Here is a 19419-nt window from a genome sequence, read left to right as displayed (position 1 = left end):
AGAGGGGGCCGGGCGGTGGTGTATGCCGGGGGCTATCCTATCGCTGGCACGAGCGAGACCTGCGGCCTCGCCACCACCCCCAGCCCCTCATCTGAAGAGGAGGGCCGCTGTAGCGTTGGCCCTCGTGCTTCTCGCCGGCTGCCAGAAGAGCTTCGACGACCGCTATGCCGATGCGCAGAAGAAGCTCAACGAGCAGGCGGCGTCGATTGACCAGGAGCTGGCCGCCAAGGCGAGCGAGGCGGCGATGGCGGCGCCGCTGGAGGCGAGCGGGGCGCCTGCCGATGCGACGCCGCCAGTGGACGCCGCCAAGGCCGGCGTGCGGTAGAAGATCTGCAGCTCGTTCCGCAGCCAATCCTTTAATCTACGTTGCGAAGACCCAATTGGCCTCGGTCGGCGGCGACGTCTATCGTTGCGATGGGGCGCAAGTCATGATTGCGCTCTTGGTCAGTAAGATACTCCTTGAAACTCCGCCGCGTGACCCGCGGCGGAGTTTTTCGTTCCGCGACCTACGCAACGACGTGCCGATCCTGATTGAGCGCTACAGCCCTCCGGCGGCCCTCCAAGCGTGGGCGAGTGACCGGCGGAAATGTTGGGGTGTCCGGACAGGCGGTTTTCGGCGCGAAAAGCCCGATAGCTGCCGGCAGCATAGGACCGCCAATGTGGCGAGCCGATCCCATCCCAGACGTTAGAAGGGATCGATCGCTTGTGGTGGATGTTCGTATTATTTGTGCAGGACTTCCGTCGGAACTTCTGTCGATGGATCGTAGAAATTCCGTTCAAGAAACGCTCGGATGCGCCTCGCCACTTCAGGCGAAGCCGCGCCGAATTGGCCGTGACCGCCGCCCTCCACGGTCTGGAAGAGGACCGGAACGCCCGCTTTGCTCAACGCGGCTTCGAAAGCCACAGACTGTTGATAAGGCACTAGCGGATCCTTGGTGCCGTGGATGATCAGAAAAGGCGGATCTTTTGCATCGATATGGGAGATTGGCGATGCATCACGTGCAACGTCCGCCTTCGCCGACATCGTGCCGCCAAGGAGCGATTCCACAATGCTCTTCAGCGCCATATTCGGCAAATCGACGGGGCCGAACATGTCGATCACGCATTGCACCCTGCTCGTCTGCCTTAGGTTTTTACCCAAGTTGCCTTCGCTCGGGGCCTCGCCGTTGGTTACACCCAACTGGGCCACAAGGTGCCCGCCAGCGGAATCCCCCATTGCGCAAATGCGCTTGCCGTCAAAGCCATAGCTCTTTGCATTTGCCCGAATCCAGCGGATCGCCGCCTTCACGTCGTAAATCTGTGCGGGCCATTTGTCCTGCCAGTCGAGCCGGTAGCCGATGGAAACGGCGGCATAGCGGCCGCTGTTCACCAATTCCATCACTTGAGGCCGGGCCATGATCTTGCTGCCGACCGACCACCCGCCGCCGTGGACATAGGCGATCACGGGCAGCGGACCTGCGACAGTCGCTCTTTTCGGCAGATAGACGTCTACGCGCTGGCGTGGATCATTCGTATTCGCGTAGGGCAAATCCGAAAGCAGTCGGACGTTATCTGCCAGTGGGACGCGCCCGGCACCGACCGGATCGAGATCGAAGCCCACGTATTCGTCCAGCGTTATAGCGCCGTCGTTGTCCAGGTCGCTCTTCTTCAACGACGCAGCAAGAATTGGATTTACCTCATCCAAAGTGACCTTGCCGTCGTGATTAGCGTCTAACGCTTGCCATTGAGGCCTTAGTCGCACTTCATCAGGCGTCGGTGAGAGAGGGGCAGCGACCGCAGAACCGGATACCTGCATAGCTAGACTTACCAGCAACCACTTTTTGAGCCCCTGCATAACACCCTCCTCCTAGAGTGCTCGGGACGTAGTTCAGAGGTTCGCTGCCGGATACCTCCAAATGGGGGGGCGCATCACGCTACGAGTTGCCCTCATTGCATATCGAAATAGACTGCCCGCTTTTCACGGCATTTGAGACGATGCGGATTGGCGAACGTACGGCCGCTTTCAGGCCAGCTGTCAGACCGCCGCTATGACCGAAAAGTCGGCGGCAACGGACAAACCGTTTTCCTACATCTCAGCGCTTTGTCATCCTGTTCCGGCGGGATGGCGGTCATTCCTATCGTTTCCCTGCCGGACAACATGGATGGAAAAGTGTTACCTACAGGCGCAGATGGCAAAGCATTGGCGAATGGCCGTATTTCGGCGCCGACCGTGGGTGACAGGGTGACACATGTGTCAACCAGATCGCCGCTTCTTACCCCTGATCGGGCCCCAGCATCTGCTCCGGCCGCACCACTGCGTCGTAGTCCTCGGCCGTGACATGGCCGCTGGCGATCGCAGCCTCGCGGAGGGTGGTGCCTTGTTTATGCGCCGCCTTGGCGATGGCCGCGGCGTTGTCGTAGCCGATCGATGGCGCGAGCGCGGTGACCAGCATCAGCGAGCGTTCGACGCCGGCTCGGATGTTGTCCTCCCGCGGTTCGAGGCCGAGCAGCAGGTGCTGCGTGAAACTGTCCGCCGCATCGGCGAGCAGGCGGACCGACTGCAGGAAGTTGTAGGCGATGACCGGGCGGTAGACGTTGAGCTCGAACTGGCCCTGGCTGCCGGCGAAAGTCAGCGTCGCGTGGTTGCCGAAGACCTGGGCGCAGACCTGGGTCATGGCCTCGCACTGGGTCGGGTTGACCTTGCCGGGCATGATCGACGAGCCGGGCTCGTTCTCGGGCAAGGCCAGTTCGCCGAGGCCCGAGCGTGGGCCCGAGCCGAGGAGGCGGATGTCGCTGGCGATCTTGTAGAGGCTCGCCGCCAGCGTGTTGAGCGCGCCGTGGGCGAAGACCAGCGCGTCCTCGCTGGCGAGCGCCTCGAACTTGTTGGGCGCCGAGGTGAAGGGCAGGCCGGTAGCCTCCGCGACGGCATTGGCCACGCCCACGGCGAAGCCCGCCGGTGCGTTCAGACCGGTGCCGACCGCCGTGCCGCCCTGGGCGAGTTGGCAGACGCCGGGCAAGGCCAGGAGCACGCGCTCGATGCCGTGACCGACTTGCGCGGCGTAGCCTGAGAACTCCTGCCCCAGCGTCAGCGGTGTCGCGTCCTGCGTATGGGTGCGGCCGATCTTGACGATATGCGTCCAGGCCGTGGCCTTGGCGTCCAGCGCCGCGTGCATCGCCGCGAGCGCGGGCAGCAGCCGCGCCTCGATCTCGCTCGCCGCGGCGACGTGGATCGCGGAGGGGAAGGTGTCGTTCGACGACTGGCTCATGTTGACGTGGTCGTTGGGGTGGACCGGGGACTTTGCCCCAAGCTCGCCGCCCAGCATCTGGTTGGCGCGGTTGGCGATCACCTCGTTGAGGTTCATGTTGGTCTGGGTGCCCGATCCGGTCTGCCAGACGACCAGCGGGAATTCGCCGTTCAGCTTGCCGTCGATGATCTCTCCGGCCGCGGCGCCGATCGCTTCGGCCAGCGTGGCGTCTAGGAGGCCAAGATCGCGGTTCACTTCAGCCGCGGCGCGCTTGACCACGGCCAGGGCGCGGATCAGCGGCGCGGGCATGCGCTCCTCGCCGATGCGGAAGTTCTCGCGGCTGCGTTGCGTCTGCGCACCCCAGAGACGGTCCGCAGGGACATTGATCGGGCCCATCGTGTCACGCTCAGTGCGGGTGTTGGCGGTAGGGGTTTCGGCCACGCGCTTGCTCCTTTTCCAGGCGCGATGATGGGCAGGGCGGCCGGGCTCGGCAAGCGTCAAGCAGCGGGTGTCATGTTTAGATTGCGGTTTCTACGTGGTTCAAACCGAGACGACGAATATTCCCCGCTCCACCGGGAACCAAAGGACTGGTATAAACCGTTTTTAGAACCGAGCGGTCGGAGTCGAGCTCCCGGTTGGCTACAATGCAAGACCTGACCGCTCAATCGAACTCATATTGGGCATTGCCCAAGACGGGGGCTAATATGGCAGAAGTAATTGGCATGGCCACGGCGACGGTCGAACGCTTTCCCGGCGCTTTTCCTTCGACTTCGGTTTCGGACGAACTGAGCAGGATCACCGAGCTGCTGCGCAGCGTCTGTCCGCCCGACACCCAGATCGGCTTCAGCTTCGAGGGGCGGCTGCAGGTCCACCTCGACGTGCGCCAGCGCGAGCATGTCATGTTCGTGAAGATGGTGCTGCCGACGCTGGAAGGCGGTCGGTTCGACGCGATCACTAGCGGCAGCAAGCCCGGGCACCCGTTCCACCACCGGATTACCGCGAACGTTCAGGCCTGAGCAGGCTCAGCGCTTCTTGCGCCTCCGCCATAGCACGTAGCCGGCTCCTGCGACGCTGGCGCCAACTGCGGCCGCCTGGCCTACGACCGTCGCCGCGGCGGTAAGTCCGCCGACGGTGACGCCCCAGGCAAGCTGCGACAGCACGGAAACGATTGCCTGCATTGATGAAACATCGGGTGCGGCGGCCCTCCGGTCAAGGCCGCTCACCCCGGCCGTACCGGTTCTGCGGCGGGCCGAGCGGCGTCAGCTCGCCATGTGCTGCGCCGCGATCATGCCGAACACGGCCGAGCAGCCGATCGAATGGCCCGAAGCAACGTAGTAGGGGCCAGCCAGCGGCGAGGCGCAGTTGCCGGCGGCATAGAGCCCCTCGATCACCGAACCGTCGGGGCGTTTGACCCGGGCGTGCTCGTCGGTCACCGCGCCACCGCAAGTGCCGACGTCACCGACATGAAGCAGCGCGGCCCAGAAGGGTCCCTTCTCGATCGTGCCCATGCAGGGGTTCGGGGAGATCGTGGTGTCGCCGTAGTAGCGGTTGTAAGCGCTCGATCCCTTGCCGAAATCCTCATCGACGCCCTTGGCTGACATCGCGTTCCAGCGCCCGACCGTGGCAACGAGTCCTGCGGGATCGATGCCGCATTTGGCCGCCAGACCCTCGATCGTGTCGGCGACCTTGATGTTGCCCTGGGCGATCCATTCCTCGGGCATCTTGCCGGGCATGGCATAGCCGAAGACGTAGCGCTTGCGGTGCTGCTGGTCCATCACCGCCCAGGCGGGGATCGCCTTGGTCACTTCGTTGCGGGCATAACAGGCGCGGCCGACCTCCATGTAGGACTGCGCCTCGTTGACGAAGCGCTGGCCGTCGGCGCCGACAACCACGACATGCGGTTTGTGCAGTTCGGGGATGATCTGGTTGCTGCCGACCGGTATCGCGGTGTTCTCGACGCTGGTGGTCCACCAGGACTCGTCCATCCAGCCCAGCGCCGCGCCGGCACCGGTCATGGCCTGGATCGCTTCGCCGGTCTCGCCCTCGTTGGAGTGGGTCCATTTGTCGGAGATCGGCGCCTTCTGGTATTGCTGGCGCATCGCCGTGTTGCGCGCGAAGCCGCCCGCCGAAACCAGCACGCCGCGGCGGGCGCGAATGTGTTCCTCGCGCCCGTCGATCTTGAGACGCGCGCCGACGACTTTGCCGCCTTCCTGGTCGAGATCGAGCAACCCGGCATTGACCCGGATGTCGCAGTCCAGCCGCAGCGCGATCTCCAGTAAGCGACCCTGCAGAGCAGCACCGGCGGAGCGCAGCGACTTGCCCGTCAGCTTACCCCAGACCGCGCGCCAGCCCACTTCCGCGGCCTTCATCTTGCCGGCCCAGGAGACGTTCATCAGCATCAACTTGGCCGGCTCGGAAGCGCGAGCCGGCACGGGAAAGTTCTGCGGGCGGAACTTGTCCTTCCAGGCGCCGAGGCGGTTGGCGTCATAGACTGCGGCCTCCAGCGCGCGGCCGCGGGCGTTGCCGCCGGGCAGGGTATCGTAATAGTCCGAATAGCCGTCGCAGCGCAGCAGGGGCACGCCCTGGCTCTCGTAGAGTTCCACGAGCGGTGCCACGGCATCGACGAAGGCCTCGCGCCGCGCGAGAGTGGAGCCGGGATCGTCGGCGGGGGCGAAGTTGGCGATGTAGGTCAGCGCTGCTTCGCGCGAATCCGCCACGCCCTCTCGCTGCATCAGTTGGTTGTTCGGCAACCAGAGCACACCGCCCGAGAGCGCCGAGGAGCCGCCGATCAGCGGCAGCTTCTCGCAGAGGATCGGCTCGAGCCCGGCAAGCTTGGCCTGGATCGTCGCCGTGATCCCGCCGATACCGCTGCCGATGATCAGGACGTCGCATTCCGTGGCCGCCATACCGCTCTCTCCCGCCGTTTTTCTTGGTTGGACAAAGTTTGACCGGTTGTTCAGCATTTGCAACGGGAATTCGGTTTGGTGCAGCACGGCGGGCCGGTTATCGTGGGCCGTGACAACCGAAGAGGGGGAAAAGGCGGATGCTGGGATCGATCGTGCTTGCGGCTGCCGCAGGCGGAGCCATGACGATAGCGGGCGGGGCGCTCGACCCGGCTTATGACAAGGCCGATGTCTATCTGGAGACCCCGCCCTCGGCGCCGGTGCCGCCGGGCCGGGCCTGCCAGCTCGCTGCGCGCTACGTCGCGCTGATCAATGCGGGCGACTATCTGGGCGCTGCGGCGCTTTTCGCCGATGACGCGACGTTCCTCGAACCGATGCGTCCCTCGCTCAAGGGCCGAGCACAGATCGACGAATTCTACACCAAGGTGATCGGCGGCATGAAGCCGCAGGTCATTGCCGTGGCCTATACCGGCGATGACCGGGAATGCATGGTCGCGCTGGCCAACCGCACCACGCTCGACGGCAAGGAGCGCTATCACCTCGCCTCGGTCGATCATTTCATCCTGCGCGCCGACGGCAAGGTCGACAGCATGGTGGCTTTCGCCCGTCCGCGGTGAAGCGAGCGCCGCCGGGCAAATCGGCGAATGGCTGCGGCCCTGCGCCGCAAGGCGCTGACCCGTTTGACTCCCCGACCGACCGATGATCTAGTTTTCATCGGATAAGATGCGGAAAAGGTTGGGATGAGCACAGACAAGCTTCGGTTCGGGATGTTCCTCCCGCCCTATCACGCGCGGAACGAGAACCCGTCGCTGGCGCTGCATCGCGACCTTTGGCTCGTCGAGCACATCGACCGCCTGGGGTACGACGAGGTCTGGGTGGGCGAGCATCATTCGGCTGCCTTCGAGACGATCGGCGCGCCCGAAATGTTCATTGCCACGGCGGCCGAGCGGACCCGGCACATTCGCTTGGGGACCGGCGTCGTGTCGCTCGGCTATCACCAGCCGTTGATGCTGGCCGAGCGGATCAACTATCTCGACCATATAACGCGTGGCCGTGTGATGTTCGGTGTCGGGCCGGGAGCATTGCCGTCTGACGCGGCGATGATGGGGATCGCGGTAGAAGACATGCGTCCGCGCATGGAAGCGGCACTCGATGTGCTTATTCCGCTGCTGCGCGGTGAGGTCGTCAATGCCGAAGCCGGCTGGTTCACCCTGCGCGATGCGCGGCTGCAGATGATGCCGTGGACCCGGCCGTCGGTCGAGATGGCGATAACGGCGATGGGATCGGTCAACAGCGCCATCGCGGCCGGCAAATATGGGCTGGGTATTCTGCAGTTCCAGTCAGTGGGCTGCTTCCCGATGACGACGCTGCCGGCGATGTGGAACGTGGTGCAGCAGACAGCCGCCGAGCACGGCCAGACCGTCGATAGATCGAAGTGGCGGCTCGTCCTGCAGATGCATCTCGCCGAAAGCCGCCAGCAGGCGCTGGAGGATTGCCGTTTCGGTTTCGAGCCGTGGGTCGACTATTTTCGCCATATCAGCGCCCTGCCGCTGCCGCCCGAAGGGACACGCGGCGATGCCCTGCCACAGGCGTTCGTCGAGGCAGGGACTGCTGTGATCGGCACGCCCGAAGATGCCATTACCGCGATTGAGCGGCATCTTGCCGACACCGGCGGTTTCGGCTGTGTGATGCTGCTGGCGCACAACTGGGCGAACAGCCGCGCAACCGCGGAAAGTTACGAGCTGTTCGCGCGCTATGTCATCCCCCATTTCCAGGGGCTCAACATCAATCGTGAAGCATCGATCGAGTGGGTCATCGAGCGCCGCCGACAGGAGCAAGCGCAGCACGGCTTCGACCGCGCGAGCAAGAGCTAACGACCCGTTCCGGCGGTGGTGCCTGGCGGGCTCGCATTCTGGCGAACCCGTCGCGGCTGATTACATCATCGCGTCGACCGGCTCGACCACGCCGCCTTCGACTTCCCAGCGGCCGAGGCCGTAGTCGCCCTTGATCGTCGTGCGATGGACTACCCGTTCGTGCTTGGGGTCGCAGCCGCAGGCCTGGTGCAGGATGCGCCAGTTGTCCCAGATGATCATGTCGGTGGGCTTCCACTGGTGGTAGTAAGGCTCGATCACGCGCTCGGCCTCTTCCATCACTTCGGCGCAGATCGCGTTGCCTTCTGGCGTCTCGTTGCCGACGATGCCGCGGCAGCCGTAAGCGCACATGTGGAACACCTTCTCGCCGGTGTCGCGCGTCCAGACCGCCGGGTGGATCGAGCGCGACATTTTTCGGGCGATCTCCAGGATGTCGTCGTTCTTCGGCTTGATTTCCTTGAAGGTCTTGGGGAGGCCGAAAAACTGGCGCTCGTAATGCATGTCGAGCGTGTAGAGCAGTTCGATGTCCTCGGCCTTGGCGCGCACCGCGGGATCCATGTCGTCGTAGATCTGGATGCCGTCGGCGAAAGCGGTCAGGCCGCCTTCGGGCGCGATCACTTCGGCGCGCAGCACGCCGGCGCGGTTCAGTTCGTTGTTGTAGGTGTGATCGAAGTGCCAAGGCTGCCAGGTGGCGAGCGGCTTGCCATCGATCTCGCAGATCGCCGCGTCGGGCGCGTTGCGGATAGTGATGACGCCGGGCATGGTGTCGTTGTCGAGCCGCTCGACGATCTTGATCGGGTGGTCCTTGAGCGGGCCGAACACCGTGCTGATCGCGACTTGCATCTTTGCGCTGGGCTCGACGTCCTCGAAGACGATGACGCCGCGGTCCTCGAACAGTTGCTGAAGTTGCTTGCGCACACCTTCGTCGGCCAGGGTTTCCCAATTCACACCGGTGACGCGGGCGCCGAAGCGCAGGCCGTCCTGCAGCGGTTTCACATCGATCGAAGCCATTCCATCCAACTCCCGCCCGTGGGCATGCATGTTACAAGGTAATACAGATGGGTACTATGTAACATATTTGCAGCGCTTCCGCTAGCCCATAGCGGCGAATTCGGCGGCCGGATCGAGCCCGGCGAGCGGTTCGATGCCCGATTCCGAGAAATCCCTGTGCCAGTTGGGCGTGCGCGTGGAGTCCTGTGCCTGCGGCATCTGGTAGTTGAAGCAGACGCCCATGCGGCCCACGTTCAGCGCCGCGGTCTGTTCGAGGTCAGGCGCGATATATTGCCGCGCGCCTGACACGAAGATCGCACGGCGCAGCAGCGTCGCCCATTCGGCTTCCACTGCAGGCAATTCGCGCTTCCATTTGGAAAGCTGGCGCAGGTCCCTGCCCGCGTGGGCACCCGTGCCCCCCGATTGCGGTGCCGTCGAGCTGCCAGCGCAGCTTCTCGGCGCCGTTCTCCGCCAGCGTCGCGGTGGTGCGGCCTTCGACGCGGTCGGCGACCGTCATGTCGAAGCGGGTAGGTGCGTCGTCGTCGGCATGGGCCGCCGCCAGCACCGCGAGATCGTAGAGGTGCGTGCAGTGCTGGAAGGGATCGCGATCGGCGACGGCGGTCAGCAGTTCGCCGGTCAGTTCCCGGGCGATGAAGGTGGTCGCGCCAGGACAGGCCGACCAGGGGTGGCGCACGGCCTTGGCCGCGACTTTCGTCACGCGGCCATTGGCGTGGTCGAGCCGGATATGGAAGCGGTGCATGTCGTCCTCCAGCGCGCCTCCTATCCAACCGTCTCCCGGAAGCAGGACGATCCGCCGCCAGAGGCCGGGAGGGAAAGCCGGGAAGTCGGCGCGCGTTTCGGTCATGTCTTCCTGGTTCATGTCTTTTGGGCTCGTCCTCTGTAGGAAAGCCGCCATTCGGGCGGGAACTGCATGTCGTTGTCCTTCACCGCGGCGGCAAGGCCCTTCTCGAAGGTGTCGGCATCGACCGCGATGCCGCCGCCTTCCTCCTTGACCAGCGGCAGCATGCCTTCGAGCCAGCCCGACAGGACCGAGCCCATGTATTCGCCCTGCTGCTGCTTGAAGACCTCGAAGAAGGTCTTCTGCATGACCACGGTATCGGTCGGCCGGTTGCGCGCGCAGGCGAGGGCATATTTCATCGTCTCCGCCTCGAGGCTGTCGCGCGGGACGACGCTGTTGACGAAGTGGAGGTCCTTCATCTCCTTGGCGGTGAAAGGACGCCCGGTGAAGACCATCTCCATGAACGGACGAAGGCCCATCATCGTCGCCCACTGCCACTGCCGCGCGGCCCAGCCGACGTAACGGAAGGCGCTGTGGCCGAACAAGGCCTCGTCCGAGGAGATGACGATGTCGGCATCGGCGGCCTGGTAGAAGTGCCAGCCGTAGCAGTAGCCCTTGCACTCGATGATCGAGATCTTCTTGAAGTCCTGCAGGCTGCGCAGGCCGAAGCGGGCGTCGGCATAGAGGTTGGTGACGTTGGCGATGTAGCGATAGGAATCGCGTGGCGGATACTTGACGTCGCCATCACCGGTATCTTCCCCGTCGATGCGGAATTCGGGGAGCGGCGAGTAGCTCTCGTCGCCGTTGAACATTCCGGCCATCTCGGGAAGGTCGGCACCGCTGCCCAGGTGCTCGCCGACGCCGCGGATCACCAGGACCTTGACGTCGTCGTCGACATTGGCGCGCAGCACGAGGTCGGCATAGCGTTGGCGCGCGGCGATCGTCGGCGCGTTGAGGAAGCCCGGGCGGCTCAGCGTGATCGTGGCGATCTTGGTGGCGGGGTCCTTCTCGTAGAGAACGATCTCTTCGGCCGATGGCCGTTCTGCGTCGTCTGGCATGCTGTCCCGCGTCCTTCCTGTGGTGTCTTCCAGACTGCCTGTTAAGTCTTCCTGCTCGCTGCGGGCGATTCAATAGTCTGGAACGGTGTAAGCATCCGTTCTCCTTGTGCATTCGTCCAGTTTCGCTAGGTTCTTCGGCAGAAATACAATGGGAGCGAGATCGCAGGTGAGCCAGGCCCAAGCCGCGTTGCAGCCGACCTATGCATCGACAGTGCCGTCGGTTCTCTACGATCCGTCGGCGCCGATCCATCATTTCCATTCGCGCGCGCTGGGCCGGACTGGCGCCGTCCCCTCACGCCGCAACCAGCGGCTGCGCCGCGCACAGATCCTGGCGACGATCCGCCGCCTGCTGACCGAGGAAGGGCTCGATGGCGTCACCGTGCGCGGCATTGCCCAGGCCTCGGGCCACGCGGTCCAGACGATCTACAACCTGGTCGGCCCCCGCGACCAGGCGATCGTCGAGGCGATCAGCGAATATACCCGCTACGTCGGCCACACCGCACTGCCCGATCCGGGCGATCCCAATGCCGTGGTCGACATCATCGGCCGCTGGCTCCAGTCGATCGAATGTGCGCCCGAGTTCTGCCGCCAGGTCTGTCTGATCTTCTTCAGCCCCTCGCGCGGGATTTTCTACCACTTCCGCGACAAGCAGCTCAAAGCCATGCAGGGCCTGCTCGTCAGGCAGCAGCAGTGCGGTATCCTGCGCGCCGACGCCAACCTGGGCGACTTGGCCGAGCAACTGGTGACTTTCGCCAGCGCATCCTGCGTCGAATGGTCCGATCGGCCGTTCCCGCTTGAGCAACTCCACCGACGGATAAGCTCGGGCTTCGGCAACCTGCTCGACGGCGCGCGGCAGCCGGGTGCTGGGGTGGTCTGGGGACGCAGCTAGGTTTTCCCTTCAAAATAGCAGGCGGGCAAATCAAATACGCAACGTCCCCCGCTCGGGGGATGCGGCGCCACCCGTTTCGCTTCTATCGATCGGTTGCGACCCGAAGGGCGTGGAAAGCGTCCTTTCACTCATCCAGCCTGGCTCCACGTCAGGCTGGATTTTTCTTGCTCCAATTCGGAACGGGTTCCGTCTTGCCTGAAGTGCAGGATGGTTGACATCGGCTCGCCACCAGAGGACGCTCCGAAAACTATAAATATCAGTGTGATACAAGCTCCGCTCATGCCATCTGCGACGCCTTTCAAGGACTGGAACGACGTCTTCCTCGCGGCGGCGCTTGAGCCTGATCGCTGGCCCGACGCCCTGGCAGAGATGGCCGCCCGGACAGGGGCCAGCCATGGGCAGCTGATCGGTGTCGGCGGTGCGCGGGACATTCCGTTCAACATCGTCACGGATCTGGAAGAGCGACGACTTCGGGAATTCGTCGAACTCGGCGGCGGCTCGCCGGCCTTGAACTTCCGCGTCGCGGCGAGCGTGCAGGGTATGGCGCAGGGAAACTACGACGCGCTGCTTCACGAAGCCGACTATGACACGGTTCTGCCGCTGCTCCAGTCAGACCGTTACGTGCAATGGTGTGACGAGGTCGACATTCCCTATGGCTGCCAGACCAATCTGGTCGTCGATCGGGCTGGCTTCATTGGCCTCGCCACCTTGCGGAAACGGCGCGACGGGCGAACCAACGCCCGGCAACGCAAGGTCTTCGCCGAAGCATCGGTCGCGGCGCGTCGAGCGGTCAGGCTGCAGGAGCGGCTGGAAGGCGAACAGGCGCTGCTGCTCGCGGGCGCCTTCGAGGCGATCGCGGTGACCGCCTATGTCCTCGACGGGGCCGGGCGGCTGCAGGCCATGACGCGGAGTGCGGAACAGCTGCTGTCGGATGGCCATGTCCTGCTGCGCGACGGCTATCTCGAGGGCGCCGGGACGCCGCTGTCGTTGGCGCAGGCTGCAGCGATGCTCGTCGCGGCCGATGGGATGGACCATTTCCGGCTCCGGCTCGACAATCTCCAGCGGCCTCAGCCGCTGTTTCTCGAAGGCTTTCGTCTGCCGACGCATTCCTGGTCGCTGGGCAGGGCACCGCGGGCGATAATCGTCGCCAAGCCGCCGGCCCGCGACCGCGCCGGCATCGCCGCGCTGCTGTCCATCCTCTATCGCATGACGGCGGCGGAAGCGGACGTGGCCATCCGGCTGTTCGAAGGAAAGAGCCGTTCGGAGATCAGCGAAGCGCGTTCGGTGACGGTCGAGACTATCCGCGGTCAGATAAAGACGATCTATGCCAAGACCGGGACTGAGGGTGAAGCTGCGTTGATGCGCCTGCTGGCGGCCATCATGGCGTGAAGTGAATCTCGACGGCCAGTTTTACCTGACCGTCGATGACCCAACCGCCCTATATTCCGTTGATTTTGATCTTCACTTTTGACGGAGCGACGCCCGCTGCCCGAGCTATGAGCCTGATCTGCTCGCGAATGAGGCTGTCCTTGAAAAATTGGTCTCGGAGATTGATTACGCCGAGTTCTTCGTACCTTGCCGCCAATGCTGCGTGACCCATTGCCTGAATTTCTCCACCCGATGATCCTGCGGTCCCGCCCCCTATGGTTAAGACGTCGGCGGCGCGAAAAATCCGCAGTCCCTTCAGCGCGATCCGGAGCTCCTTTTGCGGCGCTAACTCCGACCCTCGATTAGCTTGCCCAGTTCGTGGAGCTTGAGCTTGCCGGTTGCCGTGCGCTGGATGTCGCCGGCGTCGATGAACACGATCCGCTTGGGCACCTTGTAGCTCGATAGCGTCTCGCGCAGCGCGGCGCGCAGCGAGTCCTCGGTGGGCGAGGCGCCCTCGGCCGGTACGACCGCAGCGGCGACGATCTGGCCGAACTCGGCGTCGTCGAGGCCGGTGACGACGGCGAGTTCCACCTCGGGAAGCTCGTTCATTGCCGCTTCGACTTCGAGCCGCGAGACATTGGCAGCACGCGTCTTGATCATGTCGTTCCGGCGGGCGATGAAATAGAGGCAGTCGTCGGCGTCGATCCGCACCAGATCGCCCGTGGGATAGAAGCCGTCGGGGGTGAACACCTCCTCGCGCAGCCGCTTGTACATGCCGCTCATCAGCGCGCCGCCGCGCAGCTGGAGCTCGCCGATCTCGCCCACGGGCACTTCGGTGCCGGTCTCGGGATCGACCACGCGGCGCTCGTAGCCGTTGACCGGGCGACCGCAGGAGAACGGCTTGTCTTCGGGCATGCGGTAGTTGAGCGGTTCGGCGCTGTGCGGCGCGAAAGTCTCGCTCATGCCGAGCATGCCCGATTGGAACTGCGGCGGGATCAGGCCGCCTTTCTCGTCGCGGAAGAAGCCGAGGCCGACGATGCCGTCGATGTCGATGCCGCGCTCGGGCGCCAGTTTGCGTAGGCGGGCGAGGCCGTCGCCCCAGCCGTTGAGCCGGTTGACGCGCAGGGTCTTGATCGTCTCCACCAGCACTTCGAGATCGGGCGAGGCCGGATAGACAAGCGTCGCGCCCTGACTGAGCACCTGGAAGAACATCGCCATGCCGCCGAGCCAGAAGGCAGGCAGCATCGGCAGCATCCGGTCTTCGGGCTCGATCAGGAAAAGCTTCGCCAACTCAGGGGGGATGGCGGGTGATGTTCCACTGCGTGTGCACCACGGCCTTGGGCAGCGAAGTGCTGCCCGAGGTATAGACGATGACCGCCTCGTCGCCGGGCGTGACTTGTGCCTCGACAGCGGAGAGCAGGGCCGGGGTCACTGCATCGGCGCGGGCGAGAAGGTCACCGATCGAACCGGCCCAGGGTGCGCCATCGGCATCGTCTAGCCAGACGGAGCGCAGGAACGGGGCGTCTTCGAGTAGCAATTTACCCGGGCCGCTGCCCGTCAGGGCTGGGAAGGCGGCTTCGATGGTCTTCGCGTAGTCGTGGCTGAGGAAGCGCCGCGCCGAGAGCAGGATCTGGGTATCGCTGTTGCGCAGGATATGCGCGAACTCCTTGGGCGTGACCATCGTCGAGACGCAGGTGATCAGCCCGCCGATACGCAGCGCAGCGAGGAAGGCCGTCGCCCAGAAGATACCGTCGGGTGCAAGCAGCGCAATGCGCGCACCCTTGCCCGCACCCGCCGCCAGCAGCGCGCGGGCCATCCGGGCGCTGCGCTCGTTCAGCTCGGCATAGCTCACCGCCTCCGCTTCAGTGGCGATGGCGTCATGCTGCCCGCACCTCGCCACCAGGCCGGCGAGCATGGCGGGGATCGTGGAGGGCGGCACTTCGCTGGTCATTCTTATTCCTTTCAGGGTGGGGGCAAATTGCCCGCTGGGACAGCAATGGTCCACCGCGATTGGCTGGAACGATGATAGGCTTCGTTCCAAGCTCCCGATGAGTCGAGTCTGTGCGCCGTGGGCCACTTGTGCGACGTCTGGAGCCAACGAGAAAACGGAAGAGGGACGGAATGGCAGACAAGATTGCCTTCGTGACGGGCGCGGGCTCGGGCATCGGACGGGCGACGGCGCGGCTTTTCGCCAGCCGGGGCCACGCCGTGGCGCTCATCGACATGAACGAGGCCGGCGGCCGCGAGACCGAGGCGGCGATCCGCCTGAGCGGTGGCGAATGCCAGTTCATCCAGTGCAACGTCGCCGATGACGACAGCGCGCGGAGCGCGGTCGAGCAGGCGGTGGCGGCCTATGGCCGGATCGACGCGGCTTTCAACGCCGCCGGGATCGACGGCGAAGTGGGCAAGATGACCGCCGAATGCAGCCTTTCGAACTGGGACCGGGTGATCGGCGTCAACCTGACCGGTGTGTGGAACTGCCTTAAGCACGAGGTCAACGCCATGCTCAAGACCGGAGGCGGCACGATCGTCAATTGCGCCTCGACCGCGGGCATCCGCGGCGCGGCCTTTGCGGCGCCTATTCGGCGTCGAAGCACGGCGTCGTCGGGCTGACCAAGGCCGCGGCGCTCGAATATGCCAGCCAGGGCATCCGCATCAATGCGGTCTGCCCGGGCATGATCGAGACGCCGATGACGCAGAAGCCCGGCATGGGCGAGATCATCGAACAGCTCGTCGCGGTGAGCCCGCTCCAGCGCATCGGCCAGCCGCAGGAGATCGGCGGCGCGGTCTGGTGGCTGTGCAGCGACGACGCCAGCTTCGTTCATGGCCAAGCGATCGTCGTCGACGGGGCGATTACGAGCCGGTGACTTCTGGCCACTGAGGAGGCGACGATGCTCGACGAATCCAGGACATTCCAGAGCGCGGTGGCCGCCGATGCGGGCATGATCGTCGACCGCGAACCGCAGTCGCCGGGCAAACTGCCCGAGGGGCTGGTGCTGGTCTCGGCCGACAACCACGTCGAGCTGACCGAGGATATCTTCTACGAGAATTTCCCGCAGAACATGCGTCCTGGTGCGCCGCGGGTATGGTTCGACAAGTACTGGCGCGTGGGCTTTCCCGATGCCCTGCAAGCCTATCCGACCGGGGTCGACGTCGATACCGCGCTGGCTCGCTCGGTGATGAACGACGGCTTCGATTTCGCCGTCCGCCAGCGCCATCTCGACGCCGAGGGGATCGCCCACGAGATCGTCTATCCCAACAGCCTGATGGGCTTCATCCGCTATCCTGACCAGGAAATGCAGGAGCTCATGTACCGCACCTACAACGCGCATATGGCCGATCTCGACAGGCGCGGCGCCAAAAGTGGATCTAGCCGGTTCCACGGCGTCGGCATCTGCTCGAACTGGTGGGATCCGGCGAAGGCCGAGCAGGCGATCGGCCAGATCGTCGACTTGGGGCTCAAGAGCTTCATGCTCCCCTACAGTCCGGGCAAGAACAAGGACGGCGAGGCCATCGACTATTCGGACCCGGCGATGGACCGATTCTGGGCGATTGCCGAGGAAGCCGGGCTGCCGGTCAACTTCCACATCGGCGAAGTGCCCGCCTCGGGCGGGCGCGGTGGCTTCGGGACCTTCTTCATCGTCCAGGCCGACCCGTTCCGGCGGACCTTCGGCCAACTGATCTTCGGCGGGGTGTTCGACCGGTTCCCCAGGCTCCAGGTGGTCTTCGCCGAGGGCGGGATCAACTGGGTCGCCGGCGCGCTGCAGGACTGCGAGCTGACCTACGGCGCGCACCGCGAGCTGTTCTCCTGGGATATGAAGCACCGGCCGAGCCACTACTGGCATCACAACATGTACGCGACGTTCCAGACCGATGCGGTGGGGCTGCGGCTACTCGACCAGCTCGGTGCCGACCGCGTGATGTGGGCGCAGGACTATCCGCATAGCGAGGGGACATTCGGCTATACCGCCAATGCCTTGCAGGAAGTCCTTGATGCCACGAGTGAAGCCGAGGCGCGGCTGATCCTCAGCGAGAACGCGCTGCGCGTCTATAAATTGGGATAAAGAGAGGCCTGCAAATCCATGAATGAAATGCGTTTCGAAGGACGTACCGCGATCGTTACCGGCGCCGGCGGCAATCCCAGCCTCGGCCGTGCCCATGCGTTGCTGCTCGGCGCGCGCGGCGCCAACGTCGTGGTCAACGACATCGGCTCGGACCCAGAGCAGCGGCATTATCCTGGCGCCGCTTCGGCCGAGGCGGTCGCTGCGGAAATCCGCGCGGCGGGTGGCAAGGCCATCGCCAATACCGATTCCGTCGCCACGCCCGAGGGCGGCGAGGCTATCGTGAAAGCCGCGCTGGACGCTTTCGGGTCTGTGGATATCCTTGTGAACAACGCCGGGATATCGATCGGTGCGCCGTTCGACGTGATCAGCCCGCGCGACATCCAGCGGCACTTCGACATCAACCTGATGGGCATGGTCTGGTGCAGCCGTGCCGCCTGGCCGCATATGAAATCAGCTGGTTACGGACGCATAGTCAACATAACCTCAAGCTCGATGACCGGCTTCGCCAACCAGGCCGCCTATGCCGCGAGCAAGGGCGGCGCCTGGTCGCTGACCCGCGCGCTGGCCGCCGAGGGCGAGGCGCTGGGAATAAAGGTCAATGCGGTCAGCCCCGGCGGCTACACGCGACTGGTGATTTCAACGCTGGAGGACGACTCCCCGCTGCTGGCCAGTGCCAAGCAGAACCTGCCGCCGCAGCTGTCCTCGCCGGCGGTCGCCTTCCTCGCGCATGAGGACTGCCCGGTGACCGGCGAATGCATCGATTCGGTCGGCGGCGAGGTGCAGCGCTGCTACATCGCGCGCTCGGCGGGCTTCAACGAACGCGACCACACGATCGAGACGATCGCCGAGCGCTGGCAGACGGTCATGGACACCGACGGCGCGCTCGTCGTCGGCCTGGCGACGATGGACACCTCGGGCTGGGGCCTGCGCGCCTACGATGGAGTGGACGAATGACCACGACGTTGGCCGAAACTGACACGATGGAACTCAAGGGCGGCGAAACCCGGCTCGACGAAGCGATCCGCAACAACCCGTTCCCGTTCTACCGCGCGTTGAGGCGGGAAGACCCGGTCTATTACGACCCCGGTCTCGATCTCTACCTGGTCACCCGCTACGCCGACGCGATCGCCGTGCTCCACGACGACAAGACCTATTCGCTCGAGCACGGTTACCAGGATCGCTACGGCAACGGCTTCATCGAGGAATTCGCCGCGATCATGGACCGCGACGGCGGCGGCTTCATCCGTGACCTGGCGATCGATCCGCCCGCCCACACGCGCCTGCGCCGGCTGACCGAGAAGGCCTTCACCGCACACCGCGTCAAGCATCTGGAGCCGCGCATCCGCCAGCTGGTGGTCGACTTGATCGAGCCGCTGGCCGAGCGCGGCTCCGGCGACGGCATCAACGACATCGGCGGGCCACTCACGGCGCGGATCATTTCCGAACAGCTCGGCTTCGACTGGTCCGAAGTCGGCGCCGAGCGGGTGGCAGTCTGGACCAAGGCGGTGCTCGACCAGATCGGCCGCATGCAGACACGCGAGGGCATGCTCGAAAACGCGGCGCAGATGTGCGACCTGCAGAACTTCATCATCCGCTATATCGAGGATCGCGAGAGTAACCCGCGTGAGGACATGATCTCGGACATCGTCCACGCCGAGCTGGCCGACGGGGAGAATCCCAAGCTGTCGCGCAACGAACAGGTCTCGACGATCCGCGGTTTTTTGATTGCTGGCAATGACACCACTGCAGCGGCGATCGCCAATGTCCTGCTGATCCTGGCGACCCAGCCCGGCCTTGCCGAGGAGCTCCATCCGCAGGTCGATAACGACCGCGTGATGAACCGCTTCGTCGAGGAGGTCCTGCGCCTGCAGCCGCCAGTCCATGGCCTGTTCCGCACGGCGATGCAGGACGTCGAACTCGGCGGCACCAGGATCCCGGCAATGTCGCAGATCTGCGTGATGTATGCCTCGGCGAACGACGACGACGCCAAGTTCCCCGACCCGCGCAAGCTCGACATCGAGCGGCCCAACGTCGGCGCGAACCTGACTTTCGGCTCGGGCATCCACAAATGCGTCGGCATCGCTCTGGCGCGGATGGAGATCAAGCTGGCGGCGCAAGAGTTCATCCGGCGGCTGAAGGACATCCGCCTGGCGGTGCCGGTGGAGGAACTGACCTACCTGCCGACGCTCGCCAGCCAGACGCTGGAAACGCTGCCGCTGACCTTTACGCGGAGGTAGGACAGGCTGGGGAGGG

Annotated in this window: 19 protein-coding genes and 1 pseudogene; 10 read left to right on the top strand and 10 right to left on the bottom strand. The window is 64.6% G+C overall.

What is annotated here, in order from left to right; genetic code table 11:
• Positions 1–115: 115 nt before the first annotated feature.
• Positions 116–325 carry a hypothetical protein gene (locus KRR38_RS14015; RefSeq protein WP_217402460.1) on the top strand — a complete coding sequence of 70 codons (210 nt, stop codon included), beginning with the start codon at positions 116–118 and terminating at the stop codon, positions 323–325.
• Between the two features lie 396 nt (positions 326–721).
• Here KRR38_RS14015 and KRR38_RS14010 read toward each other — a convergent pair whose 3' ends face one another.
• Together KRR38_RS14010 and fumC are read right to left on the bottom strand one after the other, a co-directional pair.
• Positions 722–1834 carry an alpha/beta hydrolase fold domain-containing protein gene (locus KRR38_RS14010; RefSeq protein ID WP_217402458.1) on the bottom strand — a complete coding sequence of 371 codons (1113 nt, stop codon included), beginning with the start codon at positions 1832–1834 and terminating at the stop codon, positions 722–724.
• Positions 1835–2252: 418 nt separating this feature from the next.
• A complete protein-coding gene (fumC, locus tag KRR38_RS14005; RefSeq protein ID WP_309141046.1) occupies positions 2253–3665 on the bottom strand; it encodes a class II fumarate hydratase in 1413 nt (470 codons plus the stop codon).
• A gap of 263 nt (positions 3666–3928) precedes the next feature.
• Between fumC and KRR38_RS14000 the strand changes: the two genes are divergently transcribed.
• Complete coding sequence (locus tag KRR38_RS14000) at positions 3929–4240, top strand: hypothetical protein (protein WP_254514794.1); 312 nt, start codon at positions 3929–3931, stop codon at positions 4238–4240.
• 6 nt (positions 4241–4246) lie between these two features.
• On the opposite strand, the gene KRR38_RS13995 is transcribed toward KRR38_RS14000, so the two are convergent.
• Positions 4247–4384 carry a hypothetical protein gene (locus KRR38_RS13995; RefSeq protein WP_217402456.1) on the bottom strand — a complete coding sequence of 46 codons (138 nt, stop codon included), beginning with the start codon at positions 4382–4384 and terminating at the stop codon, positions 4247–4249.
• 99 nt (positions 4385–4483) lie between these two features.
• Positions 4484–6130 carry an FAD-binding protein gene (locus KRR38_RS13990; protein ID WP_217402455.1) on the bottom strand — a complete coding sequence of 549 codons (1647 nt, stop codon included), beginning with the start codon at positions 6128–6130 and terminating at the stop codon, positions 4484–4486.
• Between the two features lie 137 nt (positions 6131–6267).
• On the opposite strand from KRR38_RS13990, the gene KRR38_RS13985 reads away from it, so the two are divergent.
• Positions 6268–6744 carry a nuclear transport factor 2 family protein gene (locus tag KRR38_RS13985; RefSeq protein ID WP_217402453.1) on the top strand — a complete coding sequence of 159 codons (477 nt, stop codon included), beginning with the start codon at positions 6268–6270 and terminating at the stop codon, positions 6742–6744.
• A gap of 123 nt (positions 6745–6867) precedes the next feature.
• Complete coding sequence (locus tag KRR38_RS13980; RefSeq protein WP_217402451.1) at positions 6868–8001, top strand: LLM class flavin-dependent oxidoreductase; 1134 nt, start codon at positions 6868–6870, stop codon at positions 7999–8001.
• A gap of 60 nt (positions 8002–8061) precedes the next feature.
• On the opposite strand, the gene KRR38_RS13975 is transcribed toward KRR38_RS13980, so the two are convergent.
• The 4 genes from KRR38_RS13975 to KRR38_RS13960 all read right to left on the bottom strand — a co-directional run bounded on the left by KRR38_RS13975 (position 8062) and on the right by KRR38_RS13960 (position 10845).
• The gene (locus KRR38_RS13975) at positions 8062–9009 is read right to left on the bottom strand and encodes a TauD/TfdA family dioxygenase (protein ID WP_217402449.1); all 948 of its coding nucleotides are present in this window, start codon (positions 9007–9009) and stop codon (positions 8062–8064) included.
• A gap of 81 nt (positions 9010–9090) precedes the next feature.
• A complete protein-coding gene (locus KRR38_RS13970; protein ID WP_217402447.1) occupies positions 9091–9297 on the bottom strand; it encodes a hypothetical protein in 207 nt (68 codons plus the stop codon).
• Positions 9266–9868 carry a hypothetical protein gene (locus KRR38_RS13965; RefSeq protein ID WP_217402444.1) on the bottom strand — a complete coding sequence of 201 codons (603 nt, stop codon included), beginning with the start codon at positions 9866–9868 and terminating at the stop codon, positions 9266–9268. Before KRR38_RS13965 ends, KRR38_RS13970 begins: the two co-directional genes overlap by 32 nt.
• Positions 9865–10845, bottom strand: a complete 981-nt coding sequence (locus KRR38_RS13960; RefSeq protein ID WP_217402442.1) for an enoyl-CoA hydratase/isomerase family protein — start codon at positions 10843–10845, stop codon at positions 9865–9867. The genes KRR38_RS13965 and KRR38_RS13960 overlap by 4 nt, the downstream gene beginning before the upstream one ends.
• Before the next feature lie 166 nt (positions 10846–11011).
• On the opposite strand from KRR38_RS13960, the gene KRR38_RS13955 reads away from it, so the two are divergent.
• Positions 11012–11734, top strand: a complete 723-nt coding sequence (locus tag KRR38_RS13955; protein WP_217402440.1) for a TetR/AcrR family transcriptional regulator — start codon at positions 11012–11014, stop codon at positions 11732–11734.
• Positions 11735–12013: 279 nt separating this feature from the next.
• Positions 12014–13123 (top strand): helix-turn-helix transcriptional regulator, encoded by a 1110-nt coding sequence (locus KRR38_RS13950; protein ID WP_217402438.1) that lies wholly within the window; start codon positions 12014–12016, stop codon positions 13121–13123.
• 324 nt (positions 13124–13447) lie between these two features.
• Here KRR38_RS13950 and KRR38_RS13945 read toward each other — a convergent pair whose 3' ends face one another.
• The gene (locus tag KRR38_RS13945; RefSeq protein WP_217402436.1) at positions 13448–14392 is read right to left on the bottom strand and encodes a fatty acid--CoA ligase family protein; all 945 of its coding nucleotides are present in this window, start codon (positions 14390–14392) and stop codon (positions 13448–13450) included.
• A gap of 1 nt (position 14393) precedes the next feature.
• A complete protein-coding gene (locus KRR38_RS13940) occupies positions 14394–15053 on the bottom strand; it encodes an AMP-binding protein (protein WP_217402434.1) in 660 nt (219 codons plus the stop codon).
• 170 nt (positions 15054–15223) lie between these two features.
• Here KRR38_RS13940 and KRR38_RS13935 point away from each other — a divergent pair.
• The 4 genes and pseudogenes from KRR38_RS13935 to KRR38_RS13920 all read left to right on the top strand — a co-directional run bounded on the left by KRR38_RS13935 (position 15224) and on the right by KRR38_RS13920 (position 19403).
• Positions 15224–15969 (top strand): annotated as a pseudogene (locus tag KRR38_RS13935) (SDR family NAD(P)-dependent oxidoreductase).
• Positions 15970–15993: 24 nt separating this feature from the next.
• Positions 15994–17166 (top strand): amidohydrolase family protein, encoded by a 1173-nt coding sequence (locus tag KRR38_RS13930; protein WP_217402432.1) that lies wholly within the window; start codon positions 15994–15996, stop codon positions 17164–17166.
• A gap of 18 nt (positions 17167–17184) precedes the next feature.
• Positions 17185–18120, top strand: a complete 936-nt coding sequence (locus tag KRR38_RS13925) for an SDR family NAD(P)-dependent oxidoreductase (protein WP_217402430.1) — start codon at positions 17185–17187, stop codon at positions 18118–18120.
• A complete protein-coding gene (locus KRR38_RS13920) occupies positions 18117–19403 on the top strand; it encodes a cytochrome P450 (protein ID WP_254514792.1) in 1287 nt (428 codons plus the stop codon). Before KRR38_RS13925 ends, KRR38_RS13920 begins: the two co-directional genes overlap by 4 nt.
• The last annotated feature ends 16 nt before the right edge of the window (positions 19404–19419 follow it).

Source organism: Novosphingobium sp. G106, from assembly GCF_019075875.1.
Classification (GTDB): domain Bacteria; phylum Pseudomonadota; class Alphaproteobacteria; order Sphingomonadales; family Sphingomonadaceae; genus Novosphingobium.
Note: the sequence above shows the minus strand (reverse complement) of the source record. Positions and strands in the feature narration are given on the sequence as shown.

What these genes read in the sequence shown, in the direction of transcription:
- KRR38_RS14010 (WP_217402458.1), bottom strand. Translation starts at nt 1,834, where the DNA reads ATGCAGGGGCTCAAAAAGTGGTTGCTGGTAAGTCTAGCTATGCAGGTA.
- KRR38_RS14000 (WP_254514794.1), top strand. Translation starts at nt 3,929, where the DNA reads ATGGCAGAAGTAATTGGCATGGCCACGGCGACGGTCGAACGCTTTCCC.
- KRR38_RS13990 (WP_217402455.1), bottom strand. Translation starts at nt 6,130, where the DNA reads ATGGCGGCCACGGAATGCGACGTCCTGATCATCGGCAGCGGTATCGGC.
- KRR38_RS13985 (WP_217402453.1), top strand. Translation starts at nt 6,268, where the DNA reads ATGCTGGGATCGATCGTGCTTGCGGCTGCCGCAGGCGGAGCCATGACG.
- KRR38_RS13980 (WP_217402451.1), top strand. Translation starts at nt 6,868, where the DNA reads ATGAGCACAGACAAGCTTCGGTTCGGGATGTTCCTCCCGCCCTATCAC.
- KRR38_RS13975 (WP_217402449.1), bottom strand. Translation starts at nt 9,009, where the DNA reads ATGGCTTCGATCGATGTGAAACCGCTGCAGGACGGCCTGCGCTTCGGC.
- KRR38_RS13965 (WP_217402444.1), bottom strand. Translation starts at nt 9,868, where the DNA reads ATGAACCAGGAAGACATGACCGAAACGCGCGCCGACTTCCCGGCTTTC.
- KRR38_RS13960 (WP_217402442.1), bottom strand. Translation starts at nt 10,845, where the DNA reads ATGCCAGACGACGCAGAACGGCCATCGGCCGAAGAGATCGTTCTCTAC.
- KRR38_RS13950 (WP_217402438.1), top strand. Translation starts at nt 12,014, where the DNA reads ATGCCATCTGCGACGCCTTTCAAGGACTGGAACGACGTCTTCCTCGCG.
- KRR38_RS13940 (WP_217402434.1), bottom strand. Translation starts at nt 15,053, where the DNA reads ATGACCAGCGAAGTGCCGCCCTCCACGATCCCCGCCATGCTCGCCGGC.
- KRR38_RS13930 (WP_217402432.1), top strand. Translation starts at nt 15,994, where the DNA reads ATGCTCGACGAATCCAGGACATTCCAGAGCGCGGTGGCCGCCGATGCG.
- KRR38_RS13925 (WP_217402430.1), top strand. Translation starts at nt 17,185, where the DNA reads ATGAATGAAATGCGTTTCGAAGGACGTACCGCGATCGTTACCGGCGCC.
- KRR38_RS13920 (WP_254514792.1), top strand. Translation starts at nt 18,117, where the DNA reads ATGACCACGACGTTGGCCGAAACTGACACGATGGAACTCAAGGGCGGC.